13 protein-coding genes and 1 pseudogene are annotated in these 14,674 nt (G+C 42.4%); 10 read left to right on the top strand and 4 right to left on the bottom strand.

What is annotated here, in order from left to right:
• Nucleotides 1–3 precede the first annotated feature (3 nt).
• Nucleotides 4–1,191, bottom strand: a complete 1,188-nt coding sequence (locus tag I5349_RS07330; RefSeq protein WP_226390094.1) for a GlmU family protein — start codon at nt 1,189–1,191, stop codon at nt 4–6.
• A gap of 73 nt (nt 1,192–1,264) precedes the next feature.
• Nucleotides 1,265–1,507 carry a type B 50S ribosomal protein L31 gene (locus tag I5349_RS07325; RefSeq protein WP_226390093.1) on the bottom strand — a complete coding sequence of 81 codons (243 nt, stop codon included), beginning with the start codon at nt 1,505–1,507 and terminating at the stop codon, nt 1,265–1,267.
• A 191-nt stretch (nt 1,508–1,698) separates the two neighbouring features.
• Between I5349_RS07325 and I5349_RS07320 the strand changes: the two genes are divergently transcribed.
• The 7 genes and pseudogenes from I5349_RS07320 to I5349_RS07290 all read left to right on the top strand — a co-directional run bounded on the left by I5349_RS07320 (nt 1,699) and on the right by I5349_RS07290 (nt 8,498).
• The gene (locus I5349_RS07320; protein WP_226390092.1) at nt 1,699–3,372 is read left to right on the top strand and encodes a hypothetical protein; all 1,674 of its coding nucleotides are present in this window, start codon (nt 1,699–1,701) and stop codon (nt 3,370–3,372) included.
• Nucleotides 3,373–3,416: 44 nt separating this feature from the next.
• The gene (locus I5349_RS07315) at nt 3,417–5,252 is read left to right on the top strand and encodes an ABC transporter ATP-binding protein (protein ID WP_226390091.1); all 1,836 of its coding nucleotides are present in this window, start codon (nt 3,417–3,419) and stop codon (nt 5,250–5,252) included.
• A 2-nt stretch (nt 5,253–5,254) separates the two neighbouring features.
• Nucleotides 5,255–5,821 carry a pentapeptide repeat-containing protein gene (locus I5349_RS07310; RefSeq protein ID WP_226390090.1) on the top strand — a complete coding sequence of 189 codons (567 nt, stop codon included), beginning with the start codon at nt 5,255–5,257 and terminating at the stop codon, nt 5,819–5,821.
• Nucleotides 5,822–6,076: 255 nt separating this feature from the next.
• A pseudogene (locus I5349_RS07305) lies at nt 6,077–6,247 on the top strand (type II toxin-antitoxin system RelE/ParE family toxin); the annotation flags it as partial.
• Complete coding sequence (locus I5349_RS07300; RefSeq protein ID WP_226390089.1) at nt 6,247–6,534, top strand: helix-turn-helix domain-containing protein; 288 nt, start codon at nt 6,247–6,249, stop codon at nt 6,532–6,534. The pseudogene I5349_RS07305 and the gene I5349_RS07300, both read left to right, overlap by 1 nt.
• A 100-nt stretch (nt 6,535–6,634) precedes the next feature.
• On the top strand, nt 6,635–6,946 hold the full coding sequence (locus tag I5349_RS07295; RefSeq protein ID WP_226390088.1) for a hypothetical protein: 312 nt from the start codon (nt 6,635–6,637) through the stop codon (nt 6,944–6,946).
• Nucleotides 6,947–6,959: 13 nt separating this feature from the next.
• Nucleotides 6,960–8,498, top strand: a complete 1,539-nt coding sequence (locus I5349_RS07290) for a YifB family Mg chelatase-like AAA ATPase (RefSeq protein WP_226390087.1) — start codon at nt 6,960–6,962, stop codon at nt 8,496–8,498.
• 4 nt (nt 8,499–8,502) lie between these two features.
• On the opposite strand, the gene I5349_RS07285 is transcribed toward I5349_RS07290, so the two are convergent.
• A complete protein-coding gene (locus I5349_RS07285) occupies nt 8,503–9,204 on the bottom strand; it encodes an arylesterase (RefSeq protein WP_226390086.1) in 702 nt (233 codons plus the stop codon).
• A gap of 94 nt (nt 9,205–9,298) precedes the next feature.
• Between I5349_RS07285 and I5349_RS07280 the strand changes: the two genes are divergently transcribed.
• From I5349_RS07280 to I5349_RS07270, 3 genes are all read left to right on the top strand, one after another.
• Nucleotides 9,299–9,994 carry an ABC transporter ATP-binding protein gene (locus tag I5349_RS07280; RefSeq protein ID WP_226390085.1) on the top strand — a complete coding sequence of 232 codons (696 nt, stop codon included), beginning with the start codon at nt 9,299–9,301 and terminating at the stop codon, nt 9,992–9,994.
• Nucleotides 9,991–12,504 (top strand): ABC transporter permease, encoded by a 2,514-nt coding sequence (locus I5349_RS07275; RefSeq protein WP_226390084.1) that lies wholly within the window; start codon nt 9,991–9,993, stop codon nt 12,502–12,504. The genes I5349_RS07280 and I5349_RS07275 overlap by 4 nt, the downstream gene beginning before the upstream one ends.
• A 116-nt stretch (nt 12,505–12,620) precedes the next feature.
• Nucleotides 12,621–14,207, top strand: a complete 1,587-nt coding sequence (locus I5349_RS07270; protein ID WP_226390083.1) for an amidohydrolase family protein — start codon at nt 12,621–12,623, stop codon at nt 14,205–14,207.
• A gap of 79 nt (nt 14,208–14,286) precedes the next feature.
• Here the strand turns inward: I5349_RS07270 and I5349_RS07265 are convergent, their stop codons facing one another.
• Nucleotides 14,287–14,667: a PH domain-containing protein gene (locus I5349_RS07265; RefSeq protein WP_226390082.1), complete on the bottom strand. Its 381-nt coding sequence runs from the start codon at nt 14,665–14,667 to the stop codon at nt 14,287–14,289.
• Between the last annotated feature and the right edge of the window lie 7 nt (nt 14,668–14,674).

Genomic DNA, 14,674 nt, shown 5'->3' with positions numbered 1-14,674 from the left:
AGGCTATTTGTCCCAGATTCTGTATGACTTGGTCAAATCAAAAACCTCAGAAAAAAGTACCTTATCCACCTCAGTGAGTTGGACTTGTCTTCTTTCCATGGCTTTTTCAGCCACTTCATAAAATTTATTGAGGGTAAAAGTCGTGAAGCCAGCAGCTCCTCCCCAAGAAAAAGATGGAATGAAATTTCTCGGAAAACCATCTCCAAAAATATTAGCTCCAACTCCGACTACAGTGCCTGTATTGAACATGGTATTGATCCCAGCTTTGGCGTGATCTCCCATCATCAAGCCACAAAACTGCTCACCTGTGTTGACAAATCCTCCTTTGGTGTAGCTCCAAAGTTTGACCTGCGCATAATTATTTTTCATATTAGAGGTATTGGTGTCTGCTCCAAGATTGCACCACTCACCTATTACAGAGTTCCCTAAGAAACCATCATGTCCCTTGTTACTATAGCCAAAAATGACCGAATTGCTGATTTCACCTCCTACTTTGGAGTAAGGTCCTACAGTAGTATCTCCCTTGATTTTGGCTCCCATATTGACATGAGCGCCCTCTCCTAGAGCAAATGGACCTTTAATGATCGCCCCCTCGTGTACTTGGGCATTTTTTCCTAGATAGATAGGGCCAGACTCCGCATTGAGTATGGCTGCTTTAATACTGACGCCTTCTTCGATGAATATATTTTCTATACCATAAGTCATGGTATGTGGATCGGTGATCTTGGCAGAGGTTCGTCCCTTTGTCAAAAACTCAAAATCTGCTCTGATTTCCGCAGCATTTACTTTGTAAACCTGCCATGGAAATTGGATGAAAGTATAACTACCCTCAAAAGTAACTTTTTGAAAAGAATCAATATCCTCGATAGACTGACCTGAAGATAAATTGGCTGCCAATGCATGATCTCCTACAGTTAGCACTTGCCCACTCTTTAGCGACATGACTGCTTTGATCAAAGCATCATTGGGACAGAGTGCTCCATTGATGTAAAGACCAGCAGTATTTAGCCGTGGAAATTTGCTCGCTAGATAATCTGAAGTGGCATATCCTACATTGGTTTGAAGCCGTGATTGCCACTTCTCTGCTATAGTCTGTATACCGACTCTGATAGCTGCTACAGGACGGGTAAAAGTGAAAGGCAAAAGTGACTGCCTAATATGCGGATCATCGAAAAGCGTGATATTTTCCATAGGTTACAAAAATAAAAAAGTCTTTCGGATATCATAACCCGAAAGACTTTTCACTTTGAATATAAAGTAATAATTACTTCTTGTATCTTCTGTTGAATTTCTCCACTCTACCAGCAGTATCCAATAGCATTTTCTTGCCAGTGTAGAAAGGGTGCGATGCAGAACTAACTTCTATCTTGATCAATGGATAAGTTTTACCGTCTTCCCACTCGATAGTTTCATTAGTGCTCATTGTAGAGCGTGTTAAGAACTTGTACTCGCTAGATGTATCTAGGAACACTACTTCTCTGTATTCTGGATGGATATCTTTTTTCATTGTATGATAATTTTGAACTTTACGTCTTTCCTAAATGAGGCACAAAATTAAAACATATCTACATACTCACCAAACATTTAGTGAAAATATCTGAGTGAAAGTCTTTTGATAAGTGATTTGAATAAAAATTAACAAATGATTGCCTCCTCAAATGCTTATATTGTCTTAATTTGAGTGCGAAATACATATCCATGAAAAAAACCACCCTCTCTGTAATTTTCGTGCTTTTCAGTCTTTTGGCTAAAGCACAAAGCGCCTACATCCCTTATGACAAAGACTACTATCACCTCATCGGCCGATATGAGATCCTACAAGGCAAATTTACAGAGAGTTTTCATACTGGATTTAAACCATACACCAGAGAAGCTGTAGCGGCTTTTACAGATAGTCTTAGCTTGCGCCTATCTGGCCTAAGTGAAGCTGACAGGTTCAATATCGCCTATCTAGCAAATGATAACTGGGAGTTTTCAGATATGGCTGAGAATGCCAGCAAGAAACCATTCTTAAAACAGCTTTACACGAAGACTACGGATTTCTATCATGTTGAAAAAGAAGGCTTCTACGTGCGCGTAAATCCTATGCTCAATATGAATGTCGGAAAAGAAGCTGGTGAAACAGCCATTCCTTTTACCAATACTCGAGGCATCAGATTTCATGGTATGATCGATGACAAGATCGGCTTTCACTCTACACTGACTTCAACCCAGCTCATCCTACCTACTTTTGGAGTAGATCTAGTTGATCAACGCGCAACCGTCCCACAAGAGGGAGTATCTAAGCGTGTAGATTATGACATGTTCAACGCTACGGGATATGACTTCTTCACTGCCACAGGTCACATTACATTTGATGTTAGCAAAAGTATCAATTTACAGTTTGGTCATGACAGAAATTTTATCGGGGAAGGCCTCCGGTCTATGTTGATGTCTGATTTCTCGAGCAACTATCTTTTCCTGAAGTTCAATACCAACATCTGGAAGCTACAATACACCAATGTCTTTGCAGAGATGACGGGAGGTTTTATCGGTAGCAGGGGGCAGTTTAGAGATGGACTCACTACCAAAAAGTATGTAACCCTCCACAGACTTGGGATGAATATCCGTCCAAACTTAAATGTAGGACTTTTTGAGCGAGTGATCTCTGAGCGCATCAATTTAGCTTATTTCAATCCTATCATATTTTACAGATATGTAGAGCATAACTTAGGCACTCCAGACAATGTCGCACTGGGTATAGATTTCAAATGGAATTTTCTCAATCAATTTCAAGCCTATGGGCAGTTCACCTTTGATGAATTTGTATTCAGTGAAGTGTTTGGTGGGAGAAAATGGTGGGGTAATAAACATGCCGTGCAACTTGGCGTGAAATACATCGATGCACTTCAAATCAAAAATCTAGACCTACAGCTCGAGTACAATCACGCACGACCTTATCTATTTGCTGCGAGAGATTCGGTGATCTCCTACACCAACTTCAACCAACCCATAGCACATCCAGCTGGTGCCAACTTCAGAGAAGTGATAGGCTCGGTGAGATATCAGCCATTTAAGCGTCTGCAAGTTACAGCCAATGCTTTTTATCTAAGAACTGGAGAAGATACAGCAGATACCAACTGGGGCGGAGATCTTCTCAAAAACCGAGATACAAGAGAGCGCACTTATGGCAACTTTATCGGTCAAGGTGTCCGAACAGACCTCTTCTATGGGCAGCTACAGCTAAGCTACCAAGTGAGGCATAACCTCTTTTTGGAGTTTAATCAGATCATCAGACAAAAAGATAGCGCGCTTCCAGAACGAAATAGTAGTGTATCCGTAACTAGTGTCGGCATCAGGCTCAATGCAGCCTCCCGAGATTTACTTTTCTGATCCCATACAAAAGGGCTAACTTGCGCCCTGAAATAAAAGATTGAATGAATACATACTTTAGAATACTTTCCTACGCGCGTCCCTTCAGACAGCATGTGCCACTTTATATATTGTGTGCTACGCTGGCGATACTTTTTGGACTCCTAAATTTCACCTTGCTGAAGCCGCTCTTTGACGTAATCTTCAAACAAGCAGATCCTGACGAACTACTAGCCTATAGCGTATACCCTGAGTTCGAGCCGAGTATAAACTATCTCAACCATCTCTTCAACTATTATTTAATAGAAGCTACTGAGATTTATGGCGCCTTTGGTTCTTTGGTTTATGTCTGTCTGATCATTGTCACTTCTGTTTTTCTGAGCAATCTTTTCACCTATATCTCAGGAGTGATACTCGCCAGAGTGCGTGCTAAGGTGATCAAAAGGATGCGAATGGATATCTTTGAAAAAGTCAGTACCCTACATATCGGGTATTTCTCTGATGAGCGTAAAGGTGACTTGATCTCGAAAATCACCAATGACGTACAAGAAGTAGAAAATAGCGTAGTACAATCTCTCAAAGTGATTTTTAAAGAGCCTGCTACCGTGATTCTATACTTTGCGGTACTCTTTGCTATGTCTTTTAAGCTGACAATTTTCACTTTGGTATTGATCCCTATATCAGGCGGGATCATAGGCTATATCACTAAAAAACTCAAAAGAAGAGCTCTTCAAAGTCAAGAGTCTCTCGGACGAATCGTCAATATCCTAGATGAAACCATCTCCGGGATGCGCGTCATCAAAGCCTTCAATGCACGTAAATATATCGTAGGGAAATTTGACAAGGAGACTGATTTCTACTCCAAAGTCAATATCTCTATGGCTAAGAAAAATGAAGCTGCAGGGCCTATTTCGCAGTTTTTTGGAGTGTCAGTAGTGGCAGGTATTTTGGTGTTTGGTGGTAGTCTTGTCTTAGCCAACGAAAGCCCACTTAGTCCAAGTGCATTCCTCTCTTATATCATCATTTTCACTCAGATACTCATCCCGACTAAAGAGATTTCGCGCGCTTTGAGCTCTATTCAAAGAGGACTAGCCAGTGCAAGGAGGATCTTTGCTGTGGTAGATACAGAGACGAAAATCCAAAACGATCCAAAGGCCATTCAAATCAGTGGCTTTGATAAGAGTATCACATTTAATAGTGTCTCTTTTAGCTATGAACAGGATGTAGTGCTCTCAGACATCAATTTAACACTTGAAAAAGGAAAAACCATCGCGCTAGTAGGTCCATCAGGTGGCGGGAAGTCCACCTTGGCTGACTTAGTTCCTAGATTTTATGACCCTACTGTAGGTAGTATCTTGATAGATGGCATTGATCTGAAGCAAATAGATATCGACTCTCTTCGAAAGCAGATGGGAATCGTAACACAAGAGTCAATCCTTTTTAATGATACAATCTTCAATAATATCGCTTTTGGAATGACTGATGTAAGTCAAGAGCAAGTGGAGCATGCGGCTAAGATAGCCAATGCCCATGAGTTTATCCTCAAGCTAGAAAATGGCTATGAAACCAATATCGGTGAGCGAGGCACCAAACTCTCTGGTGGTCAGCGTCAGCGAATCAGCATCGCCCGTGCCGTACTCAAAAATCCTCCCATACTTATATTGGATGAAGCTACCTCTGCACTCGATACTGAGTCGGAGAGACTTGTACAGGAGGCACTGACTAACTTGATGCAAAATAGAACCTCTTTGGTCATTGCTCATAGGCTCAGCACAATACAACATGCCGATGAAATCGTAGTGATAGAAAAAGGACGGATCATCGAAAAAGGTACACACGAAGCATTACTTGCAAACAAAGGTTTGTATCACAAGCTGTCTAACATGCAGTCCTTCCAGTAGTCATGAGCGCTCAAAATCAGTTATTTAAGCAAGTATCATTTGTAGAAAAAACGCTTAAAAAAGGCGAATATCTCCAATGCACATTTGACGGCTGCGACTTCACTGAAGTAGATGTCAAAGGCTGTTTATTTGATGATTGTAGCTTTCAAAACTGTAATCTAAGTGGTCTTAAAGTTCGAGGAGCATCCTTTCAAGAAGTGTCTTTTAAAGGTTGTAAAATCTTGGGTGTCCGTTTTGATGAGTGCAATCCAATGCTTCTGAGCTTTACGTTTGAAGACTGTAATTTGAGCTTTAGCTCATTTTTCAAACTGAGCATTCGTGCTACTCAATTCAAGAATTGCAAACTAGAGCAAGTGGACTTCAGTCAAGCTGATCTGAATAAATCTGTCTTTAGTGATAGCGATCTATTCAATGCCGTTTTTGACCAGTCTAACCTAGAGCAAGCTGACTTCCGCACAAGTCATCACTTTCAAATCAACCCGCTCAACAACAAGCTCAAAAAAGCTAAATTTAGCGCTGATAACTTACAGGGTCTGTTGAGTTCCTTTCAGTTAGATATTCAACCATAAAAATTAAGGTATTTTTAAATTATTGAATAGTTTACATTTAAGTAAACTTTAGTAACTTTAAGTCGTAAATCTGTATTCAATAGGATGACTGAAAAAAGATTTGAAACAAAGCTTTTAGAAGAAACTTTTGAATTTATCCAAAACCAGAACCTAAAAGCGAGAAAGAAAATACTTCAGAACATCAGACGCGCTGAACAAAATACTGACTCGAAATTTTTCAAGAAGCTCAATAGTGAAATTTAGGAGTTTAGAACTTTATATGAAGGAATTCAATATCGTCTTCTAGCATTTTGGGACAAAGAAGATAAAAATGAAACACTTGTGATAGCAACTCACGGTATTGTCAAAAAGACAAGTAAAGTAGATAGAAAGGAAATAGAAAAAGCTGATAGAATCAGAACCGTTTATTTGAAAAGTAAAAAGTAATGAAAAGCTATAAACTAGATGAAGCAGAAGACCTTTTAATTGGTAAAAAAGGCACCAAAGAAAGAAATGAATATGAATTTGAACTTAAACTCGAACTCATAGGAGATATGATCAAAACTGCTCGAAAAAACAGAAATCTCACACAGGAACAACTAGGAGAGCTAGTAGGAGTGAAAAAATCACAGATATCCAGATTAGAGAATAGCTCTGGCAATGTGACTTTTGAAACCGTTCTGAAAATATTTAATGCGCTGGGAGCTAAAATGAGTCTAAACCTCCAGATGTAATGGCCCACTAAACGAATGGATATAAATACATTTTAAGCTTCCTTCTCTTTTTAAGCTAAAAAAATCCTTATATTTCTTGTCTTAATTAAAAATACTATTGATGAAAAGAGTGGCTAAAATTGCGAATTTACTCTTGCTGATCTACCTAGCTGGATCATCTATTTTCTTCATCATATTTGATAGTCTCGGCAGTGAGAATAATTTCTCCGCAAGCTTTATGATCAAGTGGTCACTGATCGGAACTGTCTTATTTGTCGCGGCTTTTTTGGCACAATACATCGATAACTCAGCGACTATCAAACGTATCAAACAACTTGAGCAAGAACTAGATAAAACTAAACTCAAACTATATCAAGCAACAGAAACAGGTAGAAAACCAAATGCTACAAATGATGACCCTGTAGCCAAGTAAACCCAGATTTTATATGGTAGCAAAAACTTTTGGAAGTGCCGTATTTGGAGTAGATGCCAGATCCATCACGATAGAAGTAGATGTAGGACAAGGCACCAATTTTTTCATGGTCGGACTGCCAGATAGCGCAGTCAAAGAAAGTGCTCAAAGAGTCGAATCAGCCATCAAGTACTTCGGTTATAATTTTCCCCGCATCAAAGTAGTCGTCAACTTAGCCCCTGCAGATATTCGCAAAGAGGGCTCCGCCTATGACCTACCTATAGCACTAGGCATCCTAAAAGCCTCTGGGCAAATCGTAGCCGACAGCTTAGACCAATACGTGATCATGGGAGAACTCTCTCTAGATGGTCAACTCAGGCCAATCAAAGGTGTACTTCCTATCGCCATAGAAGCTAGAAAAAATGGCTTCAAAGGTTTCGTCCTTCCAAAAGAAAATGCGCCTGAAGCGTCTATAGTAAATAATCTTGACATCATCGGGGTGGAGACTATAGAGGAAGCAGTTCAGTTCTTTGAAGGAGTCAAAAAGATTGAGCCACTGGTCACTGATACCCGAGAGATTTTTTTCAATACACTCAATGACTATGAAGCTGACTTCTCAGATGTCCAAGGGCAAGAAAATATCAAACGTGCGCTAGAGATCGCTGCCGCGGGCGGGCACAATGTCATCATGATCGGTCCTCCTGGAGCAGGTAAGACGATGCTGGCAAAGCGCCTACCTTCTATTCTACCTCCACTTTCGCTTCATGAAGCTTTAGAAACTACTAAGATTCATTCCGTAGCAGGCAAGCTAGGTGCAGATGCTGCGCTGGTATCCCGCAGACCTTTCAGGTCCCCGCATCATACCATCAGTGATGTCGCACTTGTCGGAGGTGGTGGCAATCCACAGCCCGGTGAGATATCACTCTCCCACAATGGCGTACTGTTTTTAGACGAGTTGCCAGAGTTTAAACGAACCGTACTAGAAGTGATGCGTCAGCCGCTAGAGGAGCGTAAGGTCACTATCTCCAGAGCAAAAATCTCCGTGGACTATCCTGCCAACTTTATGCTCATGGCCAGCATGAATCCTTGCCCATGTGGCTACTACAATCATCCTGAAAAAGAATGTGTCTGCGCACCAGGTGTCGTCCAGCGATACCTCAACAAGATCAGCGGTCCACTACTCGATCGCATAGACTTGCATGTAGAAGTGACGCCTGTGTCATTTGATGAGATGACTGCCAATCGCAAAGCGGAGAGTAGTGAGGAGATTCGATCAAGAGTCATCAAAGCACGTGAAATTCAAAACGCACGCTTCAGGGACGTAGATGATGTCCACTGCAATGCCATGATGCCCTCTCAAATGGTCAAAAAAGTCTGTCAGATCAATGAAGCAGGGAAAACGCTACTCAAGACTGCCATGGAAAAATTAGGGCTTTCTGCTCGAGCATATGACCGCATCCTCAAAGTATCCCGAACAATCGCAGACTTACAAGGAAGCGAAAATATCATGATAGAACACTTAGCTGAAGCCATCCAATACAGAAGCCTAGATCGAGAAGGCTGGGCTGGATGATCCTTTACAAAAGCGGCTTGAGATATGGCCAAATATTCTCTAGCACGATCTTATGTCCTTCAGCAGTTGGGTGGATGCCATCTGGTAGATTGAGTTCTTTGATGCCTCCTACATTTTCTAGAAGAAAAGGAATTAGTGCTACATTCATCTCCTTAGCGACCTTTGGATAGATTGCTGCAAAGTCTGTACTGTATTCGGTTCCCATATTAGGTGGCACTTGCATACCAGCGAGCAGGATTTTAGTCTCAGGATACTTGGCACGTACTTTAGAGATGATTTGCTTTAAGTTTTTATAAGTCTCTTCTGTAGCGATACCTCTTAAGCCATCATTGCCGCCAAGCTCCAGCACAAATATCTCCAGTGGATTTTCTAAAACCCAATCTACTCTCGTGACACCTCCAGCGGTAGTTTCCCCACTTAGCCCAGCATTGACTACCTGATAGTCATAGCCCAGTGAGTCTAGTCTGACTTGAATGAGTCCTGCAAAGCCTTCAGATTTATCCAGCCCATAAGCAGCCGTGAGACTATTGCCAAAAAATACTATTCGAGGTCGCGTATCAGCTATTTCTTCATTGGATATATCAGTTTCTGAAGCCTCAGGAGCTACAGGTGCTTGAGTACTGTCAGTAGAATCTGAAGCGCTTCCACATGCCAGTAGCCCTGCAAAAAATACCAGCAATAAGATATTATGGAGTGTTTGTCTCATTTTATGTTTAATTTCAAGTTTAAGAGCAATCAAAACTATAACGCATTTGTTATGTTCCTGTCTTTTGAAAGCTCAAAAATTTAATTTTTATACTATGTCAAATATCCTAGAGGTCAGCCAGCTGACCAAAACTTACCAATCTGGTTCACACTCCCTCACTGTACTAGATCATGTAAACTTTTCAATTGCCGAAGGCGCCACATTTGCTATAGTCGGTCCATCTGGAAGTGGAAAAACCACCCTACTTGGACTTGCCGCAGGACTGGACAAAGCTAGTTCAGGAAGTGTCAAAATCAATGGCATCGCTCTTGAAAACTTAAATGAAGATGAAAGAGCTGCGCTAAGAAATCAGTATGTGGGCTTTATTTTTCAAAACTTCCAGCTGCTCCCTACACTCACCGCGCTAGAAAATGTGATGGTGCCTATGGAGCTTCGCAAAGAAAAAAACATCAAGGAGCGCGCACTTACACTACTCGAAAAAGTAGGCTTGAAAGATCGCTCACACCACTATCCTACACAGCTTTCAGGCGGTGAACAGCAACGCGTGTCTATCGCTAGAGCCTTTGCCAATGCGCCTAAGATTCTCTTCGCTGATGAACCTACAGGTAACTTGGATGAAGAAACAGGCAAAATAGTAGAAGACTTGATCTTTGATTTGAACAAAGAGAGTGGCACTACACTAGTCCTCGTGACACACGACCTTGAACTTGCTGCCAGAACACAAAGAATCGTCCGCATCAAGGGAGGTAAAATCATCTCTGACACCGCTCAGGAGGAGGCCAAAGTATGAAGTGGATCCTAATGATGGCATGGCGTGATAGTCGCAAAAACAAAACACGCCTTGCACTTTTTATTTCCTCGATCGTCCTCGGCATAGCTGCACTTGTCGCTATCAATAGCTTCGGTGACAATCTCTCAAAAGACATCAACAACCAGTCAAAAGAACTGATTGGAGCCGATCTAGTGGTAGAGAGTAGAGATGTCTTGGAAAATGGACCCGCAGATAGCCTAGCCAGTGCGATCAGTACCGAAGCGAGCACGACTAGCATGATCTTCTTTCCAAAAAATGAGGACTCTCGCATCATGCAAGTTCGAGCACTTTCTGGAGATTTCCCTTACTACGGAGACTTTGAGACAGATCCTGTGACAGCCTCTAGAACTTTTAGAGACGGTACAAAGAAAGCCCTAGTCGATGAACTGACAATGATCCAATACGAGCTTGAGCCAGGCGACTCTGTACGTGTAGGTGGTGTTTTCTTTAAGATTGAGGGCAAACTAATCAGCACTCCAGGTCAGACTGGGATAGCTGGTTTGGCGCTTCCTTCTATGTTTATTCCTGAAAAATACCTTGAAGAAACTAATCTGGTGCAGTTTGGTAGCAGGGTAGAGTATAAGAACTATTATAAGATAGATGATCAGAAAGTCCTTGACAAATGGGTAGAAGATAATCGCGATACCTTACGCTCGCAGAGAATCCGACTAGAAACGGTAGAAAGTAGTCAAGAACGCACCGGTAGAAACTTTGAGGCGTTGGGAGAATTTTTATCACTCATTGCCTTTATAGCCCTACTACTTGGCTGTGTGGGTGTGGCGAGCTCGGTACATGTCTATGTAAAAGAAAAGTTAGCTACAGTAGCCATCCTCAGATGTCTAGGTGTCAGTGCCAAAGAAGCCTTTTTGATCTACCTTGTACAGATCCTAACTATGGGATTACTAGGCTCTATACTTGGAGCCGCACTGGGAAGTTTGATCCAGTTTGCCCTTCCTAGCTTATTTCAAGACTTCCTACCTGTTGAAGTATCAGTGAGTTTATCTTGGTCTGCTATAGCTCAAGGCATCATCACAGGCGTATTGGTCGCTTTTCTATTTGCGATGCTACCACTACTGAAGATTCGCAACACTTCTCCGATGTACACCCTCAGATCATCTGATGAGAGTACAGCCTTTATCAAAGATCCTCTGAGATGGTTAGTTTTTGCTGGGATTGTACTGTTTGTTTGGGGTTTTACCTATCAGCAGTTAGGCGAGGTAGTTCCTGCCATTTTCTTCACCTTATTTTTAGGTGTTTCTTTTTCGCTACTTTTCGGTGTAGCGAGACTGACCATGTGGAGTGTGAGAAAATTTCTCCCTATCAGCTGGAACTACCTTTCAAGACAAGCACTTGCTAATCTCTACCGTCCAAATAACCAAACGGTGATATTGATCGCTACCATAGGATTGGGTACTGCTATGATTAGTACACTCTTTTTCATCCAAAGCCTACTAGTCGGTCAGCTAGAAATCAAAGGGGAAAACGATCAACCCAACCTACTCATATTTGACATACAGCCAGCACAGCTAGCAGATGTGACGGATATCGTACAAAGTGAAGGACTTCCTATCATGCAAAGCGTCCCAATCGTCACTGTGGATGTCAAAAAGGTCAATGGCATGACCAAAGAAGAGATAGAAGCTTCTGACAGCACAGATCTAGGCACAGGAGCTTTTAGAAGAGAGTATCGCGTGACTTATCGTGATTCGCTTATTAGTTCAGAGACCTTACTCTCTGGAAAACTAAGACCAGTCACCAGTCCTACTGACAGCATATTTGTCTCACTAGATAGTGACTTTGCTATGCGTAATAATATGCCAATAGGTACTGAGATGACCTTTGATGTGCAAGGAAGAGAGTTTACTGCTTACGTTGGTAGCACACGTAGAGTTGATTTTCTGAAGAGCGCACAGACCAATTTCCTGATCCTCTTTCCTAGCGGTGTATTAGAGTCAGCTCCCCAGTTTCATGTGATCATCACACGCTCCGAGACAGATAGAGAAGCTGCTCAGGTCCAAAGAAAAGTTGTGCGTACTTATCCAAATATCTCCATCATCAACTTGGGTACCATCATCAGTACACTAAAAAATATCCTAGACAAAATCACTTTCGTGATTCAGTTTATGGCACTGTTTAGCATATTGACAGGGATACTAGTGCTGATAGGTTCACTGATCATCAGTAAGTATCAGCGTATGAGAGAAAGCATCCTACTAAGGACACTAGGTGGTAGCCGCAATCAGATCACTACGATCAATGTCTTAGAATATTTCTTTCTCGGTAGTTTGGCCTCTCTAAGTGGAATTATACTCTCCCTGATCGCCACTTGGCTCTTAGGCAAGTTCACCTTTGAGATGCAATTCACACCTGCACTTCTACCAGTATTGTATTTATACTTGATCATCACTAGCATTACCGTCATCCTCGGGATGCTCAATGGCAGGGGTGTACTTAACAGACCTCCGCTGGAAGTTTTACGAAGTGAATAAATCAACGATACACATACTACATGAAAGCCGATCTCACTGATCGGCTTTTCTTTTATACCAAAGGTTTTCGGTTAAGCCAAGGATAGCTTATCTTGAGTAGTCAAACACGGAAGATTATGAAGAAAATCACCACTTACCTATTTGCTTTCTTATGCCTGCTAGTGGCTACTCTAGTCCATGCACAGATACAAGAAGCGCCCGCTCGAGCTGAAGGAGAAGGCCCTTTTAATAAGCTCATCATCCGAGGAGTCACCCTCATCAACGGCAATGGAGCCCCGCCCATCGGCCCTGTAGACATCGTAGTAGAGCAAAACATCATCAAAAGTGTACAGACAGTCGGATACCCAGGTGTCCCGATCAACGAAGCCCGCAGACCCAAGGCAGGCCCCAATGATAAAGTGCTGGATGCTACAGGGATGTATCTACTCCCTGGCTTTGTTGATATGCATGGTCACATAGGAGGCTCAGGTCAAGGCACGCCAGCAGAGTATGTGTTCAAGCTGTGGATGGCTCACGGGATCACCACTATCCGAGATCCCTCCGCAGGCAATGGCCTCAAATGGGTGCTAGATCAAAAAGCCAAAAGCGCAAAAAATGAAATCACTGCCCCAAGAATCCTAGCTTATACGAGCTTTGGTCAGGGAGCTGGTAGCATAGAAAGTCCCGCAGCAGCACGTGCTTGGGTACAGCAAAATGCTAAAAATGGTGCAGATGGCATCAAATTTTTCGGAGCAGCACCAGATATCATGCAAGCAGCTCTCGAGGAAAATAAGAAACTGGGACTTCGCTCTGCCATGCACCATGCACAAATGGATGTAGCTCGCTGGAATGTCCTCAACTCAGCACGTGCAGGACTCACCTCTATGGAACACTGGTATGGACTGCCTGAAGCGCTCTTTACTGATCGTACAGTGCAAGACTATCGCCTCGACTACAACTATCAAAATGAAGAGCATCGCTTCTCCGAAGCCGGCAAGCTTTGGAAACAAGCTGCTTCACCTTACAGTGAGCACTGGAATAAAGTCATGGATGAACTCATCTCGCTGGACTTTACCCTAGATCCTACTTTCAATATCTATGAAGCCAATCGTGACCTGATGATGGTTCGCAGAGCTGAGTGGCATGATGACTACACGCTGCCTTCTTTATGGAGATTTTATAGTCCTAGCCGCATCTCACATGGATCATACTGGTTCAACTGGGGTACAGAGCAAGAGGTGCAGTGGAAGGAAAACTATCGCCTCTGGATGACCTTTGTCAATGAGTACAAAAATAGAGGCGGTCGAGTAACAGCAGGTTCTGACTCGGGCTTCATCTACCAGCTCTATGGCTTTGCCTATATTCGTGAGCTTGAGCTCCTGCGTGAGGCGGGCTTTCATCCGCTAGAAGTCATTCGATCTGCTACGCTCAATGGCGCGGAGGCACTCGGTATGGCAGATAAGATCGGCTCTGTGGAAGTAGGCAAACTAGCAGACTTTGTGATCGTAGAAGAAAATCCTTTACAAAACTTCAAAGTGCTCTACGGCACAGGAGCCATCAGTCTCAATGAGGAAAATCAACCTGTACGCATCGGTGGTGTAAAATACACAATCAAAGACGGGATCATCTATGACGCTAAGCAGCTTCTCGAAGATGTCCGCTTGATGGTGCAAAAGATCAAAGAAGAAAAGGGGGAGAAAATCACACAGCCTGGAATGGAATAAGATAAAGCCACGAATGCACTAATAGAAAGTCATTTGTGCATTCGTAGGTTTTGAACATTAAATATAATCCTCACTTTCCTCAACCCACTACATGATGTGCCAGTACTTTTTGCACCTCATAAACATTGACTGATTTGTTGAATTGCTTTTTGATACTTGGTTGGGCCTCACTTGAGATCCAGATTTTCAATTCCGCATCTAAGTCAAATGTACCCGCTGTCTCTATGCTAAAGCGTGAGATGCTCTTGTAAGTAATGGATTTATACTCAGTCTTGCTCCCAGTGAGGCCTTGCACCTCCACTAAGATGAGTCGCTTGTTGCTAAAAATAAAGGTATCTCTGATCAGTTTGAATCCAAGTTCAATCTGCTCGCCCTCTATCAGCAGTTGACCGTACTTTTTCATCAATTCTTCTTGGCTCACTGCCCCTGCATTGCCCATCAGGGCTGAAAATATTCCCATGTCTTTT

The organism is Penaeicola halotolerans, from assembly GCF_016464625.1.
GTDB lineage: Bacteria > Bacteroidota > Bacteroidia > Cytophagales > Cyclobacteriaceae > Penaeicola > Penaeicola halotolerans.
Note: the sequence above shows the minus strand (reverse complement) of the source record. Positions and strands in the feature narration are given on the sequence as shown.

Excerpts from the sequence above, each read along its gene's own strand:
- I5349_RS07330 (WP_226390094.1), bottom strand. The coding sequence starts at position 1,191 with ATGGAAAATATCACGCTTTTCGATGATCCGCATATTAGGCAGTCACTT.
- I5349_RS07325 (WP_226390093.1), bottom strand. The coding sequence starts at position 1,507 with ATGAAAAAAGATATCCATCCAGAATACAGAGAAGTAGTGTTCCTAGAT.
- I5349_RS07320 (WP_226390092.1), top strand. The coding sequence starts at position 1,699 with ATGAAAAAAACCACCCTCTCTGTAATTTTCGTGCTTTTCAGTCTTTTG.
- I5349_RS07315 (WP_226390091.1), top strand. The coding sequence starts at position 3,417 with ATGAATACATACTTTAGAATACTTTCCTACGCGCGTCCCTTCAGACAG.
- I5349_RS07310 (WP_226390090.1), top strand. The coding sequence starts at position 5,255 with ATGAGCGCTCAAAATCAGTTATTTAAGCAAGTATCATTTGTAGAAAAA.
- I5349_RS07300 (WP_226390089.1), top strand. The coding sequence starts at position 6,247 with ATGAAAAGCTATAAACTAGATGAAGCAGAAGACCTTTTAATTGGTAAA.
- I5349_RS07295 (WP_226390088.1), top strand. The coding sequence starts at position 6,635 with ATGAAAAGAGTGGCTAAAATTGCGAATTTACTCTTGCTGATCTACCTA.
- I5349_RS07290 (WP_226390087.1), top strand. The coding sequence starts at position 6,960 with ATGGTAGCAAAAACTTTTGGAAGTGCCGTATTTGGAGTAGATGCCAGA.
- I5349_RS07285 (WP_226390086.1), bottom strand. The coding sequence starts at position 9,204 with ATGAGACAAACACTCCATAATATCTTATTGCTGGTATTTTTTGCAGGG.
- I5349_RS07280 (WP_226390085.1), top strand. The coding sequence starts at position 9,299 with ATGTCAAATATCCTAGAGGTCAGCCAGCTGACCAAAACTTACCAATCT.
- I5349_RS07275 (WP_226390084.1), top strand. The coding sequence starts at position 9,991 with ATGAAGTGGATCCTAATGATGGCATGGCGTGATAGTCGCAAAAACAAA.
- I5349_RS07270 (WP_226390083.1), top strand. The coding sequence starts at position 12,621 with ATGAAGAAAATCACCACTTACCTATTTGCTTTCTTATGCCTGCTAGTG.
- I5349_RS07265 (WP_226390082.1), bottom strand. The coding sequence starts at position 14,667 with ATGGGAATATTTTCAGCCCTGATGGGCAATGCAGGGGCAGTGAGCCAA.